A 24,198-nucleotide genomic window follows, 5' to 3' on the forward strand; every position below is an offset into this window, starting at 1 on the left:
TTCGCAGAAAGCGCGAACATAACCCGGCTTCGTCGTATTTCCCGGGGGCCGAGCCCCCAGACCCCAGCCGGGGCGACCCCCGGACCCCCATCTGTCGGAGCGCACCCTCATGACCACGCTCGTCGCCAAGGACCTCGCCGCCGGTCACGGTGATCGCGTCCTCTTCTCCGACCTGGACCTCGTGGTCGCTCCCGGCGACGTGATCGGCCTGGTCGGCGTGAACGGCGCGGGCAAGTCGACGCTGCTGAAGACCCTGGCCGGGCTGATCCCCGCCGAGTCGGGCCGCGTGTCGCTGAACCCGCCCTCGGCCAACATCGGGCACCTGTCGCAGGAGCCCGACCGCCGCGAGGGCGAGACCGTCCGCGGGTTCCTGGCGCGCCGGACGGGCGTCGCGCAGGCCCAGGCCGCGCTGGACGAGGCCACCGAGGCGCTGACCGCCGGCAACGACGAGGGGTACTCGGACGCGCTGGACCAGTGGCTCGCGCTGGGCGGTGCCGACCTGGAGGAACGCTCACTGGAGGTCGTGGCCGACCTGGGGCTGACCGTGGGCCTCGACGCGTTGATGACCTCGCTGTCCGGTGGCCAGGCGGCGCGGGCGGGCATGGCCTCGTTGCTGCTGAGCCGCTACGACATCTTCCTGCTCGACGAACCGACCAACGACCTGGACCTCGACGGCCTGGAACGGCTGGAGAAGTTCGTCACGGGCCTGCGCGCCGGCACGGTGCTGGTGTCGCACGACCGCGAGTTCCTCGCGCGCACGGTGACGAGCGTGCTGGAGCTCGACCTGCACCAGAACGCCGTGCGCCTGTACGGCGGCGGCTACGAGTCGTACCTCGAAGAGCGCGCACGGTCGCGTCAGCACGCCCGGGACGACTACGACGAGTTCGCCGACACCAAGGCGTCGCTGGAGGCCCGTGCGCGCATGCAGCGCGCGTGGATGGAGAAGGGCGTGAAGAACGCACGCCGCAAGGCGGGCGACAACGACAAGAACGCCCGCAAGTTCCGTGCCGACGCCACCGAGAAGCAGGCCTCCAAGGCCCGCCAGACCGACCGCATGATCGAACGGCTCGACGTCGTCGAGGAACCCCGCAAGGAGTGGGAGCTGCGGATGGAGATCGCCGCGGCACCGCGGTCGGGTTCCGTGGTGGCGTCCCTGCGGGCGGCCGTGGTGACGCGGGGGTCGTTCACGCTCGGCCCGGTGGACCTGCAGGTCGACTGGGCGGACCGGGTCGCGATCACCGGCGCGAACGGCGCGGGCAAGTCGACGCTGCTCGCGGCGCTGCTCGGCAGGGCGGAACTGTCGTCGGGCTACGCGACGCTGGGGTCCGGCGTCGTGGTCGGCGAGGTCGACCAGGCACGCGGGTTGTTCCTGGGCGACCTGCCGCTGGTGGACGCCTTCGAGGAGGCCGTGCCGGAGATGACCCCTGCCGACGTGCGCACGTTGCTGGCGAAGTTCGGCCTCAGGGCAGCCCACGTGACGCGCCCGGCGGCGTCGCTCTCACCGGGCGAACGGACGCGGGCCGCACTGGCCCTGCTGCAGGGACGCGGCGTCAACCTGCTGGTGCTCGACGAGCCGACGAACCACCTCGACCTGCCCGCGATCGAGCAGCTGGAGTCCGCGCTGGAGCACTACGCCGGCACGTTGCTCCTCGTGACGCACGACCGGCGGATGCTCGAGGCGGTGCGGGTCAACCGCCACCTGACCGTGTCGGGCGGTCAGGTGGCGGTGTCCTGAAGCGTCAGCGGTTGCCCTGGACCCAGGTGGCCCACGGGACCTGCCAGTCGCCGAAGCCGTCCCACGACTCCAGGGGCGGGCCACCGGAGTTCGTGACGATCACCACGTCACCCTGCTTGCTCGCGTCGTAGACCCACTTGGCGTTCTCGGGCGAGAGGTTGAGGCAGCCGTGGCTCACGTTGCGGTGCCCCTGGTCGCCGATGGACCACGGCGCGCTGTGGAAGAAGATGCCGCTGTTGGACATGCGGTACGCCCAGTCGACCGGCGTCCGGTAGCCGCCGTTCTCGAGCGCCAGGCCGTACGTCGTCGAGTCCATGATCATGTGGCTGTGCTTCTCCATCAGCACGTACGTGCCGGTGGGCGTCGCGTCGGCCGGCTTGCCCATGGACGTCGGCATGGTCCGCACGACCTGACCGTTGACCTTGGTCGTCACCTGGTGGGTCTGGCCGTCGGCGTAGTGGATGACCTCGTCGCCCACCGTCGTGGTGATGACGCGGTCCTCCTGGCCGTAGATGCCGTCGCCGACGTGCTTGCCGTAGACCTTCACGTGCATGGTGATCTTGGTGCCCGGCTTCCAGAACTTCTCCGGGCGCCAGTGCACCTCCTTCTTGTTGAACCAGTAGAAGGCGCCCTCGACCTTGGGCTCGGTCGTGATCTCCAGCATCTTCTCGGCCGCGACCTTGTCGGCCACCGGCTCGTCGAAGTAGAAGGCCAGCGGCTGCCCGACACCGATGGTGGTGCCGTCCTGGGGATTGGTCGACACGTACGTGAGCGTGCGCGGCTTCACCGTGGTGAAGGTCGACTCCTTGGTCTGCGCCTTGCCGTCCTCACCGGTCGCCGTGGCGACGAGCTTGTACGTCTTCGAGTACCCGAGCGGCTCGGTGTTGGTCCACTGCGTCGACTCGGGGTTCATCTTCCCCTCGACGACCTTGCCCTCGGCGTTCGTCAGCTTGACGTCGCTGAGCTTCCCGTCCGCCGCCGTGGCGATGACCGGCAGACCGGGCGACACGTCCGCCGCGCCGTTGTTCAGCGCGAGCGTCAGCGTGACGGGCTTCGGCGGAGGCGGCGGAGCACTCGACGACTCGCCCCCACCCCCGCTCGGGCTCGCGCCACCCCCTGAACAGCCTGCGATCAGCACCACAGCGATTCCCGCCGTGATCACCCCTCGACCGCGCCTGCCCCACATCCCCATCGACGCACTTCCGATCTGCTTGTCGCGGCTCCCGAGACTGCCTGCACGTAGCGTTGTGGCGTCCCCCGATCAGGTGACGGCACGAGATGCACGGAAGTTGCGCGAGTGGCCGGATCGTTACGCGGCCGATGCGCCATCGAATGGGCGCTGACCAGGCGATTGGGAACGCGCGGAGACGCTGTGCTAACGTTCCTCACGTCGGAATGAGCAAGGCTCCGGCACACAAACAAGCGCCGCTAGCTCAGTTGGTTAGAGCAGCTGACTCTTAATCAGCGGGTCCGGGGTTCGAGTCCCTGGCGGCGTACTCCAGAGAAGCAGGTCGAGATTCGTCTCGGCCTGCTTCTCTGCTTTTCGGGTAATGATCCGAGCACACAGGAGCGGCGAGATCTTCGCCGAACGCGGCGAGTGCCGCTGGGTAATGGTCCCCGAGTTGTGCCCGCAGGCGTGCCAACAGGATCTTCGCCGCGTGGAAGTGATCCACCGCTCCCGCGGGCGCGATGAGCACCGTGCGCGAGATGGTCCAGGGCTGAAGAGCGGCGTCATCGCCACATTCTTCGTACCGACCGGCGGGCACGAATCCCGTGCACAGACAGGGTGCATGTGTGGCTTGGCGAGGATCAGGGCACCTTGGCGCGCTGGACGTCCGCCAGCCCTGCGGCGTCGCCACGCAGCAGCAGCCTCAGCAACGGACCGGCCATCGCCGTCGTCACCAGCGCCATCACCACCATCGACGAATACAGGCTCTGGTCGAGCACCCCGAGGCTCATGCCGACAGAGAGGATGACGAGTTCGGTGAGCCCTCGAGTGTTGAGCAGCAGTCCCAGCGCGGCCGACGACCTGGGAGGCACGCCTCCGGCGCGGGCCGCGAGGTAGCCGCCCGCGAACTTGCCGCCGATGGCCACCAGCAGGATCAGGCCCAGCTCGCCGAAGCCGGACCAGCCGATCGACGTCAGGTTCACCTGCAGGCCCGCCACCACGAAGAACACCGGCAGCAGCAGGATCGAGCTCAGTTGTCCCAGGCGGTCCAGCAGCGCGGCCGTGCCCTCCCCGGGCATCACCACGCCGAACAGGAAGGCGCCGAAGATGAAGTGCAGGCCCATCCACTCGGTCGCCGCGGCGGACATCAGCAGGCCGGCCAGGCCTGGCACTGTCAGGTCGCCGGTGAGGCGTCGCAGCATCGGGGTGACGATCCACCGCATCACCGCCAGGTAGGGCAGCAAGAAGAGCAGGCGCCACTGGTCTGGGCCGCCCGCGTCGCTCACGGCCGCGACCACGGCCAGCAGTGACCACGCCGCCACGTCGTCCACCGCGGCGCACGTGAGCGCCAGGCCTCCCAGTGGCGTGCCGGTCAGGCGGAGGTCGGCGAGCAGCCGTGCCAGCACCGGGAAGGCGGTCACCGCCATCGCCGCGCCCAGGAACAGCACGAACCCCAGGCGGTTCTCGGCCGGGTGTGTGGTCAGGAGGTGCAGCGCGAGCACCGTGCCGAGGCCGAACGGCAGTGCGATCGAGGAGAACGAGACGGTGACCGCCAGGGATCCTCTGCCGCGCAACAGGTTTCGCGGGAGCTCCAGGCCCACCACGAACATGAACACGGCGAGGCCGACGTTGGCGAGCGCGCTCAGGGACGGGCGCACGTCTGCGGGGAACACGGTGTTCGAGATGGCGCCGTTGAACAACGACGGGCCCAGCAGCACGCCCGCGACTATCTCGCCGATGACCGGTGGCTGGCCGCAGGACCGGGCCAGGCGGCCGAAAAGCCGTGCCAGCACGACGATCAGGGCCAGGTCAGCCAGCAGGACGGTGAGCTGTGCCGCTGTCACGAGCCCACCTCGGTCGGCAGCCTGGCGTACCGGCGCATCCCGTAGAGCAACGGGTCGGTCGCCTCGCTTCCCGCGATCCGCAGCACCTCGCCGAACACCACGTGGTGGTCCCCCACCGGTTCGGCTCGTCGCACCGCGCAGTCCGCGACCGCGTGCGCGTCGTCCGGCAGGTGCGGGCCGCCGGTCTCTGCCTGCCAGCGCACGCGGGCGAAGCGGTCCTGCGCACCGGAGGCGAACAGTTCCGCGGTGGCTCTCGCCTCGCCGTGCACCAGGTTGACGGCGAAGACGCCTCGGCGCAGGACCGCGGCCAGGGTCGGGCTGCCGGTGCGCAGGCAGGCCAGCAGCGTCGGTGGGGCGAGCGTGACGCTGCACAGCGACGAGCACGTCATCCCGCGCGGCGTGCCGTCGGTGTCGACGGTGGTGATGATCGCGACCCCGGTCGGGAAACCGGCCATGAACGAACGGAATCCCAACCGGAGCGCGTCGGTCGTCACAGCATCCCGATCGGCTCGGCGCGCAGCGGACTCGCCCAGCTGTCCGCGTCGAAGAGCAGCTGCTGGTTCAGCGCCGGGTCGTCGTGGAACCGCGAGAGCGCCTCGAGCTGTGGCAGCGCGCGCCGGACGAAGGCGTCCGCCGCGTTCCTGCGGGCCTGCCACCGCGCCGGCGGCTCAGCTCGGTGCAGCAGCCTCGTCGGAACCTGCTGGCCGAGCAGGATCGTCTCCACTCCGGCGAGTCCGTAGAACGTAGGTGCGTTGCCCTGCACGAAAGTCCGCAGCAGCGGGTTGCGGTAGCGCAGCGGTGCGCCGGTCGCGTACATGTCCAGCATCGGCTGTGCGCCGGAGATGTCGGTGTTCGCGCGCACTTCCCGCCAGAACGGCGTGTCGCGCCTGGTGTTGAACCGGTAGTGGATGGACAGGAACCACCGCAGCGCGTCCCACCTGTTCGCGAGGCCCACGTTGACCATGTCGCGGCACTGCGGGTCCGCCCACGAGCCGGGCAGCGAGGCCACCAGCGCCTGGACGCTCGACGTGATCATCAGGATGCCGGTCGACTCCAGCGGTTCGACGAACGCGTAGGAGTTGCCGATCGCCATCACGTTGCCGCGCCAAGCTTTCTCGTGACGGCCGACGCGGAACCGGACGAACCGCGGTTCGCTGACGCCGGGAAAGCGCGCAGCGAGTTCCGCGGCGGCCTGGTCGTCGGAGATCGCGTTCGACGAGTAGACGTAGCCGAGGTGGTCGTCCTGCGGCGTGGGGATGTCCCAGCACCAGCCGGAGTTCATCGTGATGGCGCTGGTGTACGGCTTCAGGTTCCCGCCGTGGCCGACGTTGCCGGTCACGGCGGAGTCGGTGAAGAGGCTGCTCGCGTAGCTGTGGAACGGCGTGCGGAAGGCCTTGCCCAGCAGCATCGAGCGGAATCCCGAGCAGTCGACGTAGAAGTCGTAGGAGAGCTTGCGGCCGTCGGTGGTGTGCAGGTGGTCCACCCAGTCGTCACCGCTGAGCGCCACGTCCTCGATCTTCGCCTCGACGTGCTGGACGCCGCGCTGCTTGGCGATGTCGGCGAGGTAGCTCACGAAACGGGCGTTGTCGAGGTGGTAGGCGAACGGCAGGTACTTCATCAGCGACAGGTGCCGGTCACCCACGTCGAACACCGGCGCGCGCTCCGCGCTCATCAGCAACGACTGCAGCGTGTACCCGTCGATGCCGCCGCCGGCGTCGACCGCGCCCGCCGTGCCGATCGAGTTGCTGTCCCAGTCGAACGGCGCCATGAACCCGTCCGGCCGCGGGCCCCACTCGAAGCGGATGCCCTGCTTCCAGGTCGGTCGCACCTGCCGGTAGAAGTCCTCGACGTCGATGCCGAGGTAGTGGTGCAGGAAGATCACGATGCCGGGAACGGTGGCCTCGCCGACGCCGATGATCGGGATCGACGGGGACTCGATCAGCGACACCTCGAGCCACGGCCTCTTGGTGCGCAACGCGATGGCCGTCAGGTAACCGGCTGTGCCGCCACCGACGACGGCGACCCTGCGGATCGCCTTCTGGTCGTCCACCGCGGGCCTCGGCAGCATCTCCACCAGCGGTTCGTGGTTGCTGCGCAACGAGATTCCTGGCAACTGAGGCGCGTCGGCGGCGCCGCCGAGCCACTCGCGCACCGCCGCTGACTCGTCGTCGGAGAAGGTCTGCACCAGCTCGTCGAGTGCCGATGGCCGTCCAGCGTTCATCTTCATGAGTGGTTCCCCCAGGAACTCGTCAGCCGGCAATGAGGTCAGCGGAACGCAGGTGGCCGACGAACACGTCGACGTCGGACCGCACGTCGGCGACGTCGACGCCCGCGCTCGCCGCGATGCGTTCCGCGATCTGGTCTGCGGTGTCCCCAGCCGTCAACCGTTCCAGGACGTACGCAGCGGTCGAGTTGAGCTGCCAGTAGCGGCCGGTCCGTTCGTCCAGCACGACCATGCCGTCCTCGGCGCGCGTCATCGACACCTGTGTGCGTGGGCGCAACGTCATCGCGAACCTCCCCTTGGTCCAACCGTGATCAACGACTTCCACCGGCTCATGTCGCCGGTCTCCCCCACCGCCCTGCCCTCGGCCTCCACCCAGGCGTGCGCGCGGAACGGGTGGATCTGCGCGCCCACGTGCCACATCGGCCAACGGCCTCGCAGCCGGCACAGCAACGCGACCGCGATCGACCTCGGCAGACACCCGTCACCCGCGACCATCACGCTGCTGGCGAGGACCGCTCGGTGGGCCGCCGCTGCCTCCTCGTACGTCGCGGGCCGGGCGCCTTTCGACACGGCGGTGAGCACTCGGCGGATGCGTTGTGGTGACCTGGTCCCGAGCACTCGTGCCACGAGCACCGCGGCCGATGCGGGAACACCTCGGATCGTGCCGGCCGCGGGGCGGGTGAGGGCCGTCGCTTTGGCTTTCATCAGCTCGCACTCCTCATCGCGACGGCGGACGCGCCACGTAGCCAGGTCTCGCAGTTGAACGTCATCACCATGATCGGCAGCGCCGGTCCCGGCGGGGGCGGCCCGAGGACGGCGAGGCGCAGTGCCTCCGCGTCGACCAGGCCGAGGTCGGCGAGCAGCAGGTCGTCGCACAACGCGGCGAGCCTCGACCGTTGTGCGCGCAGCCCCGAGTGCACGTCCTCGGACATGTCGTTCTTGGTCGAGCGCCGCACGATCCCGGCGGGCACGACATCGCGCAGCGCGGCGGTCAGCAGCGGTTTGAACGCCCAGGGAGTGCTGCGCTCGTGCGGGAGCACGGACAGGCACGCCTCGACGACCCGGTCGTCCAGGAACGGTGCTGCCGTCCGCACCCCCTGGGTCGCGGTGAGCTGCCCGATGAGCCGGGCGATCCGCCCGGACGCCCTGACCTGCTCCAGGGCGAGGTGCTCGCTCCTGTTGTCCGCCAACGGTTCCGCGTCCACGGCGGCTCTGTCGAGCGCGTCCACGACGAGCCGGGCGCCCGCCTCGGTGAGCCACGGCGGCAACCGCAGCGGGTGGTTCCAGCTCGCAGGGGGCAGCCGGGCACCGGGCAACGGCGACGCGACCTGCCGTGCGCCCTGCGCGAGCCAGTCCCGGTAGGACTGCCTGTCCCGCAACGCCTGCCAGGTCTGGCTCACCGACCACCGCTTCAACCCGCGGTGGCCACGCACGTGGTCGAGTGCGAGCAACGGATCGCGCCGTGCCAGGCCGTGCACGTAGTTCGGCGGCGCGGACAGCACCTCGTCCCCGCCGTGGCCGGTGAAGTGGAGCGTGGAGCCACGGGCCCGCACCCGCCGGGCGATTTCCGTGAACCGCGCTCCCTGCAGGCCGAGGAACGGTTCGTCGTGCGGTTGCAGCGGGTCGAAGAGTCCCTCGAACGGCAATGGCAGGTCGCTCGCGGGCATGAGCAGGTGTTCCGCCCGCGGCATTCGCGCCGCGGCGGCGACGGCGATCGCGGTGTCGTCGTCCTCACTCGTCAGCCCCGTCATGGTGACCGCGAGCAACTCCGGGTTGTGCTGCCAGGCGAGGAACCCGACGGGCGTGGAGTCCATGCCCCCGGACAGGTCGCAGCTGATCGTCGGCCGCGACCGGGCACTGTCGCCGACGGCTTCGACGAGCGCGTCCCGCAACCGGTCCGCGCCCTCTGCCAGGGTGAGGCTCGGGGTCGGCGGCACCCACCAGCGCACGACGTCCGGTGTGCCGCCCGGCGCGGCGTAGTGGCCGGGGGCGACCGCGGTGACCCCGCGCCACATCGTGGACGAGGTGAGCGGATGCGGAATCGACGGGAACAGCAACCGCAGGGCGGCGGACTCCTCGTCCAGTTCCGCGGCGGCGATCTCGGCGACGAGATCCGCCCGGTTCGCGGCGACACCGCCGCCGGTGAACATCCGCCGAGTGTTGGAGATCGTGCCCTGTGCGCGGATCCGGCCTCCCAGCGAGGCCACCACGTGGTGACTGCCGGGCAACGCCGAGACGACGCGGTCGAGCTGCCGCACGTCCGTGACATCGCGCAGCAATGCCTCGAGCCGTGCTTCGGCGAGCGGGCAGAAGCCGATCAGTGCGACGACGCCGTGCCGGCTCCGGAACGTCCGGAGGTCGTCGTCGCAGAGGACGCCCACGACCAGCGGGCGACCGGACGGATGGGTGACCAGCACCTCCGCCCCGTGGCGATGGGTACGAGCGGCGAGAACGCCGTCGTCGTCCGGCAGGACGACGAACGCGCTCTCGCCGCCGTCAGCGTGAGGCTGAGGCACTAACGGATCCTCAGTCCCACAGCCAAGCGGTGTCCCACGGGTTCTGGCTGCCGATGCCGTTGGTGAGGTCGGCGAAGTCACCGATCTCGACCATCAGCGGCTGTTCGTACCCACCCGGCTTGATTTCTTCCATGGCGTGTCTCCCACCAGTTCGACAATTCCGGGAATGGATTTCCCCGGCAGAATCGAACCTAGCAAGCGACTTCCAGAGCGCCAACGGATTACACCGAGATTGCACGAACCAATCAGGCAGCCTGGTCAAAACCGGAATCGTGCCGCTTTTTGGACGCTTTCGGTTTGCGCTCGCCCTCGGTCGGGAAGACCCAGCGGCGGAACGCCCAGAACCGAAACACCATCGCGATCAGCGTGCCGATGATCATCCCGCTCACGAAGTCCGCGGTCTCCTGCACGAGCAGGCTCACCTGCGGCACCTGCAGGTGCAGGACGTAGCGCGAGATCACGTACGGCAACGAGTTCAGAGCCACGCCGATGCCGCTGATCAGGAAGAACAACGCCGCTTCGTGGTGCCGTTCGCGCCCGCCGCGGGTACTGAAAGACCACTCGCGGTTGAGAACGTACGACACGATCGTCGCCACGATGGTGGCGACGACGAGCGCGGTGACGGGCTTCGCCTTCAGCACGGTGAACTTCAACGTGTAATTCAGCGCCGACGTGACGAGGAAGCACGTGCCACCGACGAACAGGAACTTCAGCGCTTCACGATGCTTGAGCGCGTTCGCTCGCACCGGCGCCGGCAAAACGGACAAAACCCTGCGAACGAACGGCATCTGCACAGTCTATCGCAGCTACCTGGACCAAATCATTTACCGCCCTGCTCGAGCTCGTGCGCGAACTTCTGCCAAATTCCGGCATAACCGCGCGCCAACTCCGCGACCATGCCCGCGGCGTGCGCCGGCACGTTCGTCGCGAGGCCTTCCCGGTCCTCCACCATCGGCGCGTGCGCGTCGAGCAGCCGCAGCAACGACCTGCCCGTCTCGCTGAACCGCAGCGCCGGGTCCCTCTTCAGATCCCGCACGATCGACCTCGGGTCACCCGCCCTGAGTGCGACGCCGACCGCCCGTTCCTCGCCTCTCCGCACCCGCCCGGGCACCGGGTCCTCACCACGCTCGACCCGGTCGCGGACGTCACGCACGGTTCCGGCGGAAATGCCCGTCGCGGCGGCGATCTGCCGCAACGAACTGCCGGGGTTCGACTCGATCAGGTCGGCCGCGAGCCTGCGCCCGTCCGCGGTGCTGAGCGGGCGCGCCCGCCCGTCCTGCCCGATCCGCGTGCGCAACTGGCAATGTCCGCCGGTTGCGCGCCGCCGGATCACGCCGACCGTGCGCGCGGCGATACCGGCGACCCGCGCGATGGCCCGGTCCGACCACTCCGGGTGCGACCCGATGATCCGCGCGGCGGCGGCGGCGCGGTCCGCACGTGACAACGGCAGACCGTGCGTGGTGTTCGCCTCGACCGCCAGCACGAACGCGTCGACCTCGGATCCGTCGAACAGTCGCGCCCGAATCGTGCGTTCCCCACGCATCTCGGCCGCGCGCAGGCGATGTGCGCCGTCGATCACCTTCATGGTCTTCCGATGCACGACGATCGGCGGCAGCTCGCCTTCCGATTCCGCGAGAACCCTGACGTGCTCCTTGTTTTCCCCGGCGGAGCGGGGAGAGTCGGCGGGCAGCAGTTCATCAATGAGCAGCGTGACCAGCACGAATCCGGCGTCCGGATCGCGCGATTCCTGACCCTTTGCCGAAGATTTATCGGAGTGAACAGATTCGACCGAGCGCGCGTTCACGCGGCACCCCCCAGGTTGCACGGGCCCGTGACCAGCTACCTGCCATCATCACAGGCACTCGCTTCCGACCATACTGGTGCCTGTTGGGCTGTCAACCTGTCTTAAACACCGGGACGGCTCCGGGGTCAACCTGCTCTTTACCTGGAGAAAGCTCAATCGGTGAGCCTTTTCATCCTGGTTTGAATGCGTTGGCGGGCAGGGGTTCGCGATTGTGACCGGTTGGCGCGGTCGCGGCGTGTCGGTCCCTGGGCATGGCGAAGCCCTGGCAGCAGAGCCATCGACCACACTGGGGTTCGTGTCCGGCCTGATCCTCATCCACCGCCGGAATCGCGGTGGCGCAGGCTCGTGCTGGTTCACCTGTGCGAGAGCGAACCGCTGACCGAGGTCGGTGCCGAACTCGGGGTTTCGGCCACCACCTGCTGGCGATATGCCAACGCGACCGCCGAACTGCTCGCCGTGCGCCAACCGAGCCCACGCCCGCCTGCGCGGCCCCGGCGAGCGCGCCCGCGCCCAGCTCAAGACCTGGCATGTCCTCCGCTGCTGCCCCGCCTCGCCGACTGACTGGCCAAAGCCATTCACGTCCTGCAGAACCACGAGGCCACCGCAGGATGAAAAGGCTCAATTCACCTTGGCGGAGAAGAGTCTTGGTATCCGGCAGCACTTAGAGAAAAACAGATGTGTGGCGGCAGATCATTGCACCGGAACGAATCTCCGGCCACCCGATGACGTCGATCCGTGACCCGGCTTTGCATTCCTCGCTCCGACTGTTCAGGTGCAGGTCATGACCGACCTGCACCGCCGCCCCGAGCTGTCGATGCGGAAGTTCCGCACCGCTGGCGTGCTGGCAGACGCGTTGCGGTCGTCGGGTTTCGAAGTCACCACGGAGGTAGGCGGCACCGGCGTGGTCGGTGTGCTGTGCAACGGTGACGGCCCGCTCGTGATGCTCCGGGCGGATCACCGTGACCGCCCGCTCGACGTCGTCAAGGATCCAGAAGCGGTGCTCCCGAGGAGCCCGAGCCGCGCCCGAGATCCCCGACCTGCGACGACACGGGGCGGTACAACGCGACAGGAACACCCGACGCATCCCGGATTGACGTGCGGAAACGGTACTCACCGGCATCACCCGACACCACTGCCGAGGCCCACCCGAGGACTCTTGATCAGTGGATGCGGGGTTCGAGTCCTGGCGGCGTACTCCAGAGAAGCAGGTCGAGATTCGTCTCGGCCTGTTTCTCTGCTCTTCCGGACATTCTCTTGTTGGCGTTGCCGTCGGTGACCGTTGCGCGATCATGTCCCGATGGGGAGCACATCTGCCGACGCGCGTTATCCGCTGAGCGAGCCGCACGAGTCGGGAATGCTGGACGTCGGTGACGGGCACTCGCTGTACTGGGAGGTGTCGGGCAACCCCGGCGGCAAGCCTGCCGTGGTGCTGCACGGCGGTCCCGGTGCGGGGAGCTCGCCGGGCAAGCGCGGGTTGTTCGACCCGGAGCGGTACCGCGTGGTCCAGTTCGACCAGCGCAACTCCGGGCGCAGCACGCCTTCGGCGACCGAGCCCGTCGTCGACCTGTCCGCGAACACGACGCGGCACCTCGTCGCCGACATCGAGGCGTTGCGGGTCCACTTGGGAATCGAGCGCTGGCTCGTGCAGGGCGGGTCGTGGGGCGTCACGCTCGCTCTTGCCTACGCGGAGGCGTTTCCGGAGCGGGTGACCGAGATGGTGCTCGCGGCCGTGACCGACGGCGATCGCCGTGACACCGACTGGATCACGCGGGACATGGGGCGCGTCTTCCCGCGCGAGTGGGAGCGGTTCCGCGACGGTGTGCCCGTTGATGAACGCGATGGCGACCTGGCGGCCGCCTACAGCCGGCTGCTGCACGATCCCGATCCCGAGGTTCGTGCCAAGGCTGCGCACGAGTGGTGTGGCTGGGAGGACACGCACATGTCGCTGGCTCCCGACGCCGCGCCCTCGTTGTCGGTGGAGAACCCGGCGTTCCAGCTGGCGTTCGCCCGTCTCGTGACCCACTACTGGTCCCACGGCTGCTTCCTGGAGGAGGGGCAGCTGTTGCGCGACATCGGGCGCCTGCACGGGATTCCGGCCGTGCTGATCCACGGGCGTTACGACGTCAGCGGTCCGCTCGGCACGGCCTGGGCGTTGCACCGGGCGTGGCCGGCGAGCGAGCTCGTGGTCCTCGACGACACCGGGCACGGCGGCGGCAGCATGACCGCGGCCATCGTCGCCGCGACCGACCGCTTCGCCCGCTGCCGGTGACCTGAGAACGAGTGACGCCGGGGTGCACAGGCACCCCGGCGTCACGTGTTCGGTCTTCTCAGCCGCGGTGCCACTTCTGGTTGGCGCCGCCGACGCAGTCCCACATGTGCAGGACCGCGTCGTTGTTCGGGTTCCACTCGGCGATGTCCACGCACTTGTTCGCCTGCGGGTTCACCAGGTCACCCGCACCGGACAGCACGAACTGCTGGGCGGGGTTGCCGGAGCAGGTCGCGAGCTGCACGGCCGCGCCGTTGGCCGTCGAACCCCAAGCCACGTCAACGCACTTATTGTTCTCGGTGCGCAGCGTGCCGCCGACGAACTCGAACCGCTGGTTCGTGCCACCCGTGCAGTTCCACACGACGAGGCGCTGGCCGTCGGCGAAGTTCCAGTTCGGCACGTCGATGCACTTGCCGTTCCAATCGTTCACGACGCTGCTGGTGCTGCTGGCGGGCGGAGGCGTGGAGCCGCCGCTGAACGGCGTGAGGATGATGCCGGCCGAGCGCGGGTCGCCGTCGTGCACCAGCGACTCCTGCGCCTGCACGTCGTCGAACGCGAACCCGTAGGCCTTGCCGTCCACCATGTTCTGGTGCACCAGCCGCGAGTAGTGGTTGGTGATCGCGCCCTGGTAGAAGTCCGCGGGGCCGCCACCGGGCTGGACGTCGATGCGGCCGAGCGTGGAGCGGTGCAGCGCGGCGCACAGGGTGCGCGCGATCGGGCCGACCACCTGGTCGTTGGGCGCGTGCAGGGCACCGTCGCAGCCCCACACGTTCGACGTGGACGGCTTCGCGAACGACGCGACCTGCTGTCCGGCGGAGTTCGTGAAGTTCATGGTGTTGCCGGAGGTGCGGCCGAAGTACTTCACGTCCGGACGGTCGCCGAACGGTTGCACGGTCAGCGTCTTGCCCGTGTAAGCGTTCCACGCCTGGGTGATGTACGGGTCGAGGTAGTTGCGGTCGAAGTTGCCGACGTCGGCCGCCTTGCCCGGCGCGAGAACCCGCAGCACCGTGCCGTCCGAACGCGACATGATCGACCCGGACCAGCCCGCCTGGTTGCGGATGCCGTTGATGACGGCGTCACGCCCGCCGGACTTGAGCTCACCGGTCTTCTTCGTGGCACCACCGGCACCCGTCACGGTCACCGCGTGCGGCACCGCGAACATGTCCACCTGCGAGCTGTTGAGCCACAACCCGGCGTCGTTGTAGGTGAACTCGCTCCAGTCGAACAGGATGCCGCTGTTCGGGTCGCCGGACGCCCACGGCGCCGGCTGCACCAGTCCGTCGGGCGTCAGGAAGAACTTCAGCTTCTCGCCGAACGACATGTAGACGCGGCCGGAGATGAACCGCGGCACGCGCAACGTGGCGGTACCGCCTTGGCCGGGTCCGGCGATCGACACGTCCGGCGCGGGCGTGGGCGGGTTGCCACCAGGCGACCACGGGGTGAACGTGCCCGCCTGGTTGACGTACCCGAGGCGTCCGTTGCGGATGTCGGTGCCCAGGACGTACAGGTGCACGGCCTCGGACCGGCCGCTGTTGTTGGTGACGTTGAGCGGCAGCAGGTCGGGGCCGATCGCCTGTGCCGATGGGATCGCGACGGCCGCGGCCGACGCGGTGACCGCCAGTGCGGCGAGCGTGCTCCACCACTTCGTTCGAGTACGCATCTGACTCCTTGTGCAGGGGTGCTCCGTTCGCAGGCCACCGACCGGCTTCAGGGCAGTCGGCGGCCTCCGCTCCGAGAACTGGTCCAGACCGGTTATGAGAGCGCTTCCATGGTTGATCGCAGACAGGAGCCCTGTCAATACCGGTTTGTGGACACGACGAGTCCGATGTCGACCCGGTTCAGCGAACTCCGTTGTCCCTCAAGTCACCGCTGAACCGGAACCGCTGCTGCGGAATCCGGCCCACCCCCACCGTCGAAGGCCCTGCCGGAGGCCGAGACCCGGCAGGAGGCCGCAGATAACGGCGCAACTGCTGCGTCGGCTTCTCCACCAGCCGCCACGACAACAGCCCGGCCACGTAGGACAACGGCACCGCCAGCGCCATCAGCAGCCACGGGTCGCGCACCCCGGCGAGGACCACGAGCTGCTGCAGCGGCATGCCCCAGATGTAGAGGCCGTAGCTGCCGTAGACCCACTCGTCGTACCCGCCCAGCCGCCGCGGCCAGTGGTGCGCCCACGTGACCGCGCCGTAGCCGGCGGCCAGGGGCAGCACGTAGCGGGCGGCCGGTTCGACGGGCGGGAGGAAGTTGACGACCAGGTACAGGACGAGGAGGGCGAGGGCCACCCGGGGTTTGAACGGGAGGCTTTCGCGGTGGACGAAGAAGATCATGCCGAGCACGAACGGCACCATGTACGCGACCAGGGGGGCGAGCGGGACGCTCAGGAAGCCGCCGAAGTCGCCGTTGTCGCCGACGCGGGCCTGGCCGAAGCCGTCCAAGACCAAGAACGCGGCCAGCAGGGGGAAGAGGGCCAGGCGGAACCTGCCCAGTGCTCCGAGGACGCCGGCGGCGAGGACGATCAGGTAGCCGGTGGTCTCCATCGGCAGGGTCCAGATGGAACCGTTGGCGGAGAACGGGTACGGGTTCTCGGCGAAGACGCCGGGGAGCTTGTGCTGGAGCGTGTAGAGGCCCGCGTTGTTGACGACGTAGCCCCACGTCCGGTGGTCGTGCCAGTACTCGGCCTGGCTGACCACGGTGACGAGCGGGCCGATGACGAACGCGGTGATCATGACGACCACGAGCAGGGGCGGCCAGATGCGCAGGGCCCGCTTGAGCAGGTAGCGCCACCACGACGGTCGCGGTGCCAGCTGTCGGCGATCTGGTAGCCGCTCATGGCGAAGAACGCCATCAGCGCGAAGTAGCCCGGCGAGAGGTTCCAGCTCTTCGGGAACATGCCGATGCGGCTGGGGTCGATCAGCGGGAAGCTGTGCTCGACCACGACCAGCACGGCGCCTACCAGGCGCAGCCAGGCGAAACCCGTCTCGATCTTCGCATAGCGCTTCCCCTCGGTGAGCGAGCTGTCCGCCCGCCTCAGCACCCCGTCCACGGTTCTTGCCCGACCGGTGTCATAGACCCAGCAGAGTAGCGCGCACGGCGAACGGCTCGGCAAGGGTTCGATCGACCGGAAATGAGATGATCAGTGCGTGGGACGGGGAGGGGCGCGTGAGCCCCTCCCCGTCCGTGCGTCACTTCAGGGTGTACGCCCGCAGGACCGCCTGGTCGACGGACCCGTTCCTGTCGGAGGTTTTCGCCTTGAAGGACACCGACTTGGCGTTCTTCGGGTGCAGCAGCGTGACGAGCCACTTGCCGCCCGCCTTGAAGAGGAGCACGCGCTGCCACGTGGCGCCCTCGTCGTAGGAGACCTCGACCTGCGGCGTGCGGACGTCGGTGACGTCGCCGCGAGCGCCGTTGCGCTGCACGGTCACCGGGACCGTGAGCACGCTGCCCGCCCTGCCCTGGTTCGAGTCGTCGAGCTTCGGCTCGAACCTGACGGCGAGCAGCGGCAGCACCTCCGGCACCTCACCCGCGACGGTTCCGGAGGTGAACGTCCAGTCGGCCGTCACCTTCGACGTCCCGCCGGGTCGGGTGCTGTCGGCGTGCAACAGGTAGGCCGTCCTCGCCGGCGGGACGGGGGTGAAGAGCTGGCCCGGTGTGGAGGACTCGGCGACGACCCGGCCGTTCGCGGTCAGCTTCGTGGTGCCGGTGGCGGCGTCGAAGTCGAACGTCGAGTGCTCGCCGGTGCCGTCGGCGAACAGCGGCGCGTTCACGAACAGCTCGTCGCCCAGGCGGCCCGCCCAGGCAGCGGTCTGCTGCTCGGAGACCGCGGGGAAGGCCGGGCCGAACACCGCGGTGTTCCACTGCTCGGTGCTCTTCGCGCCGCGGCGGAACGTCCTCGGGGCCGCGTCGTCGATGAAGGTCGGCAGCGCGTTCGGGTCGGTCTCCTCGGCCAGCCAGCGGTTCCAGTCCACGCCGGGCGTGTAGAACTCGGTCAGCTCGAACGGCAGTGCGCCGCGCACGCCGTTGTTGCGGACACCGGTCGAGCCGGGGACGCGGGCCTTGAACTTCGCTTCGACGCGGGCCATGTCCCGTTCGCGTTCGTGGTGCCTGATCGCGGGGGGCAGTTTCTGCTCGCCGGCGGCCAGGGCGTGGAACTGGTACGGGCTGCCCTGGAAGCCGCCGTCGGCGTTCTTCCTCGCGAGCACGCTGCTCGCCGTCCACTCGAACTCCGGCGCCGACGTGGACGACGGGTGGACGTAGAAGTCCTCCCAGGTGTCGGTGCCCCAGCCGCTGCCGTAGCCGAACGCCGGCGTCATCATCTGCACGGTCAGCGAGCCGCTCACCTGCGCCGCCTCCTGGCGGTCGACGGTGATCGACGGTTCGCTGGCGGTGCGGGCGTCGAAGGTGACCGTCCTGTCCGCGGTGACCTCGACGGCCGGGTCGTAGGCCACGGTGAGCTTCGCGCGGACCGCCGGGTCACCGCTCGGCGTCTCGAAGAACGTGCTCAGCAGGTACCGGCCCCTGGGCACGCGGACCGTCGCCCTGCCGGTCGGGGCGGCACCCTGCAGGACGCTGCGCTTCTCGAAGTCGATGAGCAGGTAGCGCCAGGCCGCGGCGGGCTTGCCGTCGTGGCCGATGTGGTCGAGCGTCAGGTCGTAGCTCTCCGGTTCCTTGTGCACGCCGATCGGCACGCGGACGCCGTTGGACGCGACGACCACTGCGCCGTAGACGCCGTCCGGGCCCGCCACTCGGGTGTCGGCGGTGACCGAGGCCTCGGCGGTGCCTCCCGCGGGAACGGTCAGCTTCGCCGGGGACACGCTGAACACGCCCGCCACGGCCGGCTTCTGGTCCGCGACGGTCAGGTCGAGGGTCAGCGGCTCGGTGCCGGTGTTGCGGTAGGTGATCTTCTTCGTGATCGGCTGGTCGTCGTCGTGCGGCCAGCGGGCGGTGCCGAGGCTGAGGCTCGCCGGGGTGGCCACGGGGCTCGCGGTGGCGGCTCGGGTCAGGTCGACGCGGCCGGCGCCCTGGTCGTAGACGCTCGACTCCGCGAACGGCTTGGCGGTGTTCATCAGCGCGGTCTTGATCTCCAACGGCGACCACGCGGAGTTCTTCGCCGCGAGGACCGCTGCGGCGCCCGCGACGTGCGGGGTCGCCATCGACGTGCCGGACAGCGCCACGTGGCCCTCGTCGACCGGGGTGCCGATGACGCCGTTGCGGGCCTTGGCCGCCGCGATGCCGACACCGGGCGCGGTGATGTCCGGCTTGATGGCACCGTCACCGGCACGCGGGCCGCGGCTCGAGAAGCTCGCCAGCCTGTCGTCGCGCTCGACGGCACCGACGGTCAGCGCGGCGTCGGCGGCCGCGGGCGAGCCGACCGGGGCACCGGAGTTGCCGGCCGCGACCACGAACAGCGCGCCGTGCTCGGCGGTGAGGCGGTTGACGGCCTGCGACATGAGGTCCGTGCCGTCGCTGGGGCTGCTGCTGCCGAGGCTCATGTTGATGACGTCCGCCTTGGTGGCGGCCCACTCCATGCCCGCGATGACGCCGGACTCGGTGCCGCCGCCCCCGTCGTCGAGGACCTTGCCGTTGATGAGCTCGGCGTCCGGGGCGATGCCCTTGTACTTGCCGTCGCCGGTGATGGTCGAGGCGACGTGCGTGCCGTGCCCGTGCCGGTCGTCCGCGCTGGCGGCGGGGGTGAAGTTCTTCTCCTCCACGACGGCGCCCTGCAGGTCCGGGTGCGTGGCGTCGATGCCGGTGTCGAGCACGGCGACCGTGGTGCCGGCTCCCGTCAGACCCTGCTGCCACGCCTGCGGCGCACCGATCTGCGCGGCGCTGCGGTCGAGCGTGGCGGTCACCCTGCCGTCGAGCCACACCCTGGTGTCGCCGGCCGAGCGCGCGGCGGAGAAGAACCCGCCCTTCTTGTCGGCGGTGACGGCGTGGGCACCGATGCTGGGCAACGACTTCGCGTCCGCCGCACGAGCGCCCACGCCGCCCTGGACGATCAACGGGATCGTGTCCCGCTCCGCGTCGTCGTAGCCGGACCGCGTGAGCAGCGAGACGTTGAAGAGCCGCCGGTCGAGCGCGCCGGCCGAGATCTTCTGCTGCACGTCCACCGGGACGACGTGCAGGTCGCCGCGCTCGTCGGTGTGGTGGTGGAAGCGGACGTGCTCACGGCCTTCCGCCGCCACCGTCCGCACCTGCCCGTTGTTCACGTGCACGACGTCGCCCGTGAGCAGCGTGACCGTTGTCGTCAGACCACCCGCCCACGACGGCGCGGGTGCGGTGGTCTCCCCCATCGCCGGGTGCACGGTGACCGTGGACGCGACCACGGCTACCGCCAGCCCGGCGGCCAGTATGGATTTTTTCAACGCGAACTCCCCTTGTTCGGCGTTAGAGGGTGATGTTGCCCTCAGTGACAGGAATACCGCAGAGAGTGGTTTCGTTGACGAGGTTCGCACCTTGTGTCCGATTCCGGGTGCGGCCTACCGATTCGGCCAATCAGGTGATCAGCGAAGGTCGTTACCATTCGAACCACCGCCAGCCGAAGGGACCGACGTGCCTGATCTGCACGCGCTCTACCGCGACCTGCACCAGCACCCCGAGCTGTCGCTGCAGGAGTTCCGCACGGCCGGTGTGCTCGCGGAAGCGTTGCGGCCCTTGGGGTACGACGTCACCACCGAGGTCGGTGGCACCGGCGTGGTCGGCGTGCTGCGCAACGGCGACGGCCCGGTCGTGATGCTCAGGGCGGACATCGACGCGCTGCCCGTGGAGGAGACGACGGGGTTGCCGTACGCGTCCACGGCCCGTGCGACCACCGCGGACGGCGAGGACGTGCCGGTCGCGCACGCCTGCGGTCACGACATGCACGCCACCTGCCTGGTCGGGGCGGCGGACAGGCTCGCCCGGACGCGCGACGAGTGGTCCGGGACGCTGCTCGTGGTGTTCCAACCGGCCGAGGAACTGGGCAGCGGCGCGCGGGCCATGGTCGAGGACGGGTTGTTCGACCGGTTCGGCACGCCGGAAATCGTTCTGGCGCAACACGTCAGCCCGTTGCCCGCCGGGATGATCGCGCACGGCGCCGGTCCGCTCATGGCCGCGTCGGACTCGGTGCGCGTCACGTTGTTCGGGCGCGGCGGCCACGGGTCGGCGCCGGAGACCGCGGTCGACCCGGTGCTGATGGCGGCGCACGTCGTGGTGCGGCTGCAGGGAATCGTCGCGCGCGAGGTCGCGCCGAGCGAACGCGCGGTCGTCACGGTCGGGCGGTTGCTGGCCGGCACCAAGGAGAACGTCATCCCGGAGACCGCCGAGCTCGGCGTCAACATCCGGACGTTCGACGAGCACGTCCGCGGCATCGTGCGGGCCGCCGTCGAACGGATCGCCCGCGCCGAGGCCGCCGCGTCCGGAGCGCCGCGCGAGCCCGAGTTCGACTGGTACGACGGCACTCCCGTGCTCGTGTCCGACCCGGACGCGACGACGAGGACGATGACCGCGTTCGCCGGACACTTCGGCACGCACAACCTGATCCCCGGCGCGGTGGTCAACGCCAGCGAGGACGTCGGCGTGTTCGGCACCGCCGCTGGGGTGCCGACCGTGTTCTGGTTCCTCGGCGGCACCGACTTCGGCCGCCGCGAACCCGGTCAGCCCGTGGCGATGAACCACTCCCCCGAGTACGCGCCGGACATCGAGCCGACGCTGACCACCGGGGTCGACGCGCTGGTCGTCGCCGCGAGGACCTGGCTCGGCCGGTCTCCGGCGTGACACCGTCCACTTGGTCCGGCGGCCTCAACGGCGAGAGGTGCACATGAAGAAGCAGGCGTACGCGGTCGCGGCAGCGGCCGACTCGATCGCGGCAGCGGTGCGCCGCACCGGGAAAGTGCGCAAGGTCACCAAAACCGCCTTGATGCCCGCGCTCGCGGTGGTCACGCCTCCGCGCGACCCCGGCATGGCGGTCGGCCTCGCCGGCTCGTGGGCGGGGGACGTCGCCCTGCTCGGCGACTCCGACCGGGCGTTCCGCACCGGTCTGACCAGCTTCCTGGTGGCGCACCTCGGTTACACCGCCGCCCTGGCCCGCCGCTCGGCGCCCGGCTCGCGCGCGGCCGTCGTGCCGATCGTCGCTGCTTCGGCGGCGGGAGCCGCGGCGTTCGCCCGCGCGGCAGGACCGATGGGACGCCCCGTGGGCCTCTACGCCCTCACCCTCGGCACGATGGTGGCCGCCGCGTCGACCGTGCGCGGACCTGGCGCACGACGCGTTTTCGGTGGTGCGGCACTGTTCGCGGTGTCCGACGCCCTGCTCGGCGCGAGCCGGTTCGTCCTCTCGGGACGGGCGGCGCGAGTGGCCTCGGCGGGGGTCATGCCGACCTACGCGGCGGCGCAGTACCTGATCCACACGGGCTTCGAGGAGTCCACCGGGTGACCCGCGTGAAAACCCGTTGGAACCGCTGTGCTAACGTTCTTCACGTCGGAACAGCAAGCATTCCGGCACCGTGAACAAGCGCCGCTAGCTCAGTTGGTTAGAGCAGCTGACTCTTAATCAGCGGGTCCGGGGTTCGAGTCCCTGGCGGCGTACACCGGAGAAGCGGGTCGAGATCATTCTCGGCCCGCTTCTCCGCGTTCGGGGCACCGGACTCCGGTGGCCTCCGTACGATCGCGAACCGTGACCTCCCCGGCGCCGGAGAACCGATCCCCCACGCTGCTGTCCCGGCGCACCGCGATCCTGTCGGGTGTCCTGGGCGTGTCGGTGCTCGCCGCCGGGCTCGTGGCGCAGTGGCTTCCCCGTGAACCCCGCGCCGCCGACCCGTTCGCCGGGCAGGAACTGCCGCAGGTGCCCGCGCCCGATCCCACGGACGAACCGGTGGAGGTCGTGTGCTGCGCGGGATGGGATTCCGCTGCGCGGACGCCGGTGTCGCCGATGTCCGAAGCGGTCGCACGGGCTCAGGACGCCGCGGGCGCCCAGTACGCCGTCGTGTTGCTGGTCGGCGGTGTGGCTCGGGCGGTCGTCGAGGTGTGCTGGGCGGCCCACCACGCCGAGGTGTGGTTCCTCGACGGGGAAGGCCGCCGTTACCGCGGTGTCGCCCGCCGCCGTTGGCCCGACGGGCGGTTGCGGTTGTTCGAGGTGCGCGGCTGGCGCTATGCCGGCAAGGGCGCCCAGGAGTTCGACGGCGACCGGCCGGCGGTGCGGTTCCGGGTCCGTCGTGGTGCGACGGCGGGGATCGAGAAGGTCTCAGTGCACGCGGAGCTCGCCGGCGGCGGGTCGTTCGAAACCTCGCGCGAGTGGGAGCGGTGGCCGGAGCCGACGCGGCCGCCGGACGACGTCGCCGTCCCCGCGGTGAACGGCTGGGCGGCGCTCGCCGGGCTGACCGGTCCCGTGACCGTGCGGTCCGGCCCGGACGAGGTGCCGGCGGAGTTCCCCTGGCGGCCGCCGCACCCGTTGCGGCCGCGGCACGTCACCGAGCTCACCACCGACGGCACGCGGTTCCGTGTGCCGGACGGGCGCGTGCTGAGCGTGCGGCGGGTTCCCGCCGGCAGGATCCGGTTGCCCAGCGGCAGGCTGCTCGCCGGCGACCCGGGCTGGCTCGACGCCGGGTCCGCTCCCCTGGCCGTCACCGCCCCGCCCGGCGAGTACGCGGTGGACGTGTTCCAGGTGTGGGAGAACAGGACCGGCCGTTCCACGTGGACGGCCGCGTGCCGGGTGACCGTCGCGGACGAGCCGGTCACCTCGTGGGAGCAGGCGCTGCGCGCAGGCGACCACGAACTCGAACTGGGTGACGGCGAGTTCTTCGGCAACCCGGTCGACACCGCCACGTTCGCGCTCGTCGACCACACCGGCGTGACGGAGTTCGCCGACGCCGACGCCACCACGACCGGCGAAGCGCCCTACCGCACGCTGTCCTCCGCCAGGACCGACATGGTCGTCGTGCCGGGCTGGAGCGACGGCGCGTGCCTCGTGTGGCTCGGGCGCACCGAGGACGGTTCGCCCGGCAGCTTCGTCCTCGACTTCCGGGTGCCGGATCTGGCCGACGCCGAACCGGGCTGATCAGTTCGTGCGTCGCCGGCGCACCAGCAGAACGCGGCCGGGCCCCGGCGTCGCGGGACCCGGCCGGAGTCACCGCTGTCAGGCGGGCAGCAGGACCGAGTCGATCAGGTACACCGTGGCGTTGGCGGTCTTCACGCCACCGCAGATCACGCTGGCGTCGTTGACCTTGATCGCGTTGCCGGAGCCGCTGACCTTGACGGTGCCGGTCTGCACGGTCTTCTGCTCACCCGCAATCTTGTCCGGCGTGATCTGGCCGGGAACCACGTGGTACGTCAGGATCTTGGTCAGCAGCGCGTCGTCGGTCTTGAGCTTCTCGATCGTCGCGGCGTCGATCTTCGCGAACGCCGAGTCGACCGGCGCGAACACCGTGAACTCCGCGCCGTTGAGCGTCGAGACCAGGTTCACCTTCGGGTTGAGCTTGCCCGACACCGCGCTCACCAGCGTCGTGAGCAGCGGGTTGTTGCTCGCCGCGGTGGCGACCGGATCGGCGGCCATGCCCGAGACGGAACCGGCACCGGACGGCACCTGCTTCGCGTAGTCGGCACAACCCGGACCGACGAGGTTCGAGGCCGGATCCGCCATCGCCGACGACGACGGGGCCATCGAGGTCGTCG

20 protein-coding genes, 2 tRNA genes and 1 pseudogene are annotated in these 24,198 nt (G+C 69.9%); 8 read left to right on the plus strand and 15 right to left on the minus strand.

Features of this window, described 5'->3' with window-relative positions:
* Positions 1-109 precede the first annotated feature (109 nt).
* On the plus strand, positions 110-1,735 hold the full coding sequence (locus BLQ91_RS24970; RefSeq protein ID WP_090100297.1) for an ABC-F family ATP-binding cassette domain-containing protein: 1,626 nt from the start codon (positions 110-112) through the stop codon (positions 1,733-1,735).
* A gap of 4 nt (positions 1,736-1,739) precedes the next feature.
* Here the strand turns inward: BLQ91_RS24970 and BLQ91_RS24975 are convergent, their stop codons facing one another.
* Positions 1,740-2,897, minus strand: coding sequence for a L,D-transpeptidase (locus BLQ91_RS24975; RefSeq protein WP_245733792.1), 1,158 nt, complete (start codon positions 2,895-2,897; stop codon positions 1,740-1,742).
* Between the two features lie 260 nt (positions 2,898-3,157).
* Here BLQ91_RS24975 and BLQ91_RS24980 point away from each other — a divergent pair.
* Positions 3,158-3,231, plus strand: a tRNA-Lys gene (locus BLQ91_RS24980).
* A 313-nt stretch (positions 3,232-3,544) separates the two neighbouring features.
* Here the strand turns inward: BLQ91_RS24980 and BLQ91_RS24985 are convergent.
* From BLQ91_RS24985 to BLQ91_RS25020, 9 genes are all read right to left on the minus strand, one after another.
* Positions 3,545-4,747 carry a cation:proton antiporter domain-containing protein gene (locus BLQ91_RS24985; protein WP_090100301.1) on the minus strand — a complete coding sequence of 401 codons (1,203 nt, stop codon included), beginning with the start codon at positions 4,745-4,747 and terminating at the stop codon, positions 3,545-3,547.
* A complete protein-coding gene (locus tag BLQ91_RS24990) occupies positions 4,744-5,202 on the minus strand; it encodes a flavin reductase family protein (protein ID WP_090100388.1) in 459 nt (152 codons plus the stop codon). The genes BLQ91_RS24985 and BLQ91_RS24990 overlap by 4 nt, the downstream gene beginning before the upstream one ends.
* Positions 5,203-5,237: 35 nt before the next feature.
* Complete coding sequence (locus BLQ91_RS24995) at positions 5,238-6,974, minus strand: tryptophan halogenase family protein (protein ID WP_090100303.1); 1,737 nt, start codon at positions 6,972-6,974, stop codon at positions 5,238-5,240.
* Between the two features lie 22 nt (positions 6,975-6,996).
* A complete protein-coding gene (locus tag BLQ91_RS25000; RefSeq protein WP_090100305.1) occupies positions 6,997-7,254 on the minus strand; it encodes a lasso peptide biosynthesis PqqD family chaperone in 258 nt (85 codons plus the stop codon).
* Positions 7,251-7,676 (minus strand): lasso peptide biosynthesis B2 protein, encoded by a 426-nt coding sequence (locus tag BLQ91_RS25005; RefSeq protein ID WP_090100307.1) that lies wholly within the window; start codon positions 7,674-7,676, stop codon positions 7,251-7,253. Before BLQ91_RS25005 ends, BLQ91_RS25000 begins: the two co-directional genes overlap by 4 nt.
* Positions 7,676-9,487, minus strand: coding sequence for an asparagine synthase-related protein (locus BLQ91_RS25010; RefSeq protein ID WP_143022794.1), 1,812 nt, complete (start codon positions 9,485-9,487; stop codon positions 7,676-7,678). Before BLQ91_RS25010 ends, BLQ91_RS25005 begins: the two co-directional genes overlap by 1 nt.
* A gap of 10 nt (positions 9,488-9,497) precedes the next feature.
* Positions 9,498-9,620, minus strand: coding sequence for a lasso RiPP family leader peptide-containing protein (locus BLQ91_RS40460; RefSeq protein ID WP_143022795.1), 123 nt, complete (start codon positions 9,618-9,620; stop codon positions 9,498-9,500).
* 112 nt (positions 9,621-9,732) lie between these two features.
* Positions 9,733-10,275: a GtrA family protein gene (locus tag BLQ91_RS25015; RefSeq protein ID WP_090100390.1), complete on the minus strand. Its 543-nt coding sequence runs from the start codon at positions 10,273-10,275 to the stop codon at positions 9,733-9,735.
* Positions 10,276-10,307: 32 nt separating this feature from the next.
* Positions 10,308-11,291 (minus strand): ParB/RepB/Spo0J family partition protein, encoded by a 984-nt coding sequence (locus BLQ91_RS25020; protein ID WP_245733793.1) that lies wholly within the window; start codon positions 11,289-11,291, stop codon positions 10,308-10,310.
* A 457-nt stretch (positions 11,292-11,748) separates the two neighbouring features.
* On the opposite strand from BLQ91_RS25020, the pseudogene BLQ91_RS40465 reads away from it, so the two are divergent.
* Positions 11,749-11,903, plus strand: a pseudogene (locus BLQ91_RS40465) (IS5/IS1182 family transposase); the annotation flags it as partial.
* Between the two features lie 685 nt (positions 11,904-12,588).
* Positions 12,589-13,560, plus strand: a complete 972-nt coding sequence (pip, locus tag BLQ91_RS25030) for a prolyl aminopeptidase (RefSeq protein ID WP_090100316.1) — start codon at positions 12,589-12,591, stop codon at positions 13,558-13,560.
* A gap of 58 nt (positions 13,561-13,618) precedes the next feature.
* On the opposite strand, the gene BLQ91_RS25035 is transcribed toward pip, so the two are convergent.
* The 4 genes from BLQ91_RS25035 to BLQ91_RS25045 form a co-directional block, all read right to left on the minus strand.
* Complete coding sequence (locus BLQ91_RS25035; protein WP_090100318.1) at positions 13,619-15,217, minus strand: glycoside hydrolase family 64 protein; 1,599 nt, start codon at positions 15,215-15,217, stop codon at positions 13,619-13,621.
* A gap of 178 nt (positions 15,218-15,395) precedes the next feature.
* Positions 15,396-16,361 (minus strand): acyltransferase family protein, encoded by a 966-nt coding sequence (locus tag BLQ91_RS25040; RefSeq protein WP_342670666.1) that lies wholly within the window; start codon positions 16,359-16,361, stop codon positions 15,396-15,398.
* Complete coding sequence (locus BLQ91_RS42865) at positions 16,280-16,591, minus strand: hypothetical protein (RefSeq protein ID WP_245733794.1); 312 nt, start codon at positions 16,589-16,591, stop codon at positions 16,280-16,282. Before BLQ91_RS42865 ends, BLQ91_RS25040 begins: the two co-directional genes overlap by 82 nt.
* Before the next feature lie 148 nt (positions 16,592-16,739).
* Positions 16,740-19,919: a S8 family serine peptidase gene (locus BLQ91_RS25045; RefSeq protein WP_143022796.1), complete on the minus strand. Its 3,180-nt coding sequence runs from the start codon at positions 19,917-19,919 to the stop codon at positions 16,740-16,742.
* Between the two features lie 187 nt (positions 19,920-20,106).
* On the opposite strand from BLQ91_RS25045, the gene BLQ91_RS25050 reads away from it, so the two are divergent.
* The 4 genes from BLQ91_RS25050 to BLQ91_RS25065 all read left to right on the plus strand — a co-directional run bounded on the left by BLQ91_RS25050 (position 20,107) and on the right by BLQ91_RS25065 (position 23,584).
* Positions 20,107-21,309, plus strand: a complete 1,203-nt coding sequence (locus tag BLQ91_RS25050) for an amidohydrolase (protein WP_245733795.1) — start codon at positions 20,107-20,109, stop codon at positions 21,307-21,309.
* A 43-nt stretch (positions 21,310-21,352) separates the two neighbouring features.
* The gene (locus tag BLQ91_RS25055) at positions 21,353-21,964 is read left to right on the plus strand and encodes a lysoplasmalogenase (protein ID WP_090100324.1); all 612 of its coding nucleotides are present in this window, start codon (positions 21,353-21,355) and stop codon (positions 21,962-21,964) included.
* Between the two features lie 78 nt (positions 21,965-22,042).
* Positions 22,043-22,116: transfer RNA gene (locus BLQ91_RS25060), tRNA-Lys, on the plus strand.
* An 88-nt stretch (positions 22,117-22,204) separates the two neighbouring features.
* Complete coding sequence (locus BLQ91_RS25065; RefSeq protein ID WP_090100326.1) at positions 22,205-23,584, plus strand: DUF4241 domain-containing protein; 1,380 nt, start codon at positions 22,205-22,207, stop codon at positions 23,582-23,584.
* Positions 23,585-23,662: 78 nt separating this feature from the next.
* Here the strand turns inward: BLQ91_RS25065 and BLQ91_RS25070 are convergent.
* The coding region (locus BLQ91_RS25070) for a fasciclin domain-containing protein (protein WP_143022797.1) at positions 23,663-24,198 on the minus strand (536 nt) is incomplete at its 5' end.

Origin of the sequence: Lentzea jiangxiensis, from assembly GCF_900104175.1 — a bacterium.
Lineage (GTDB): Bacteria > Actinomycetota > Actinomycetes > Mycobacteriales > Pseudonocardiaceae > Lentzea > Lentzea jiangxiensis.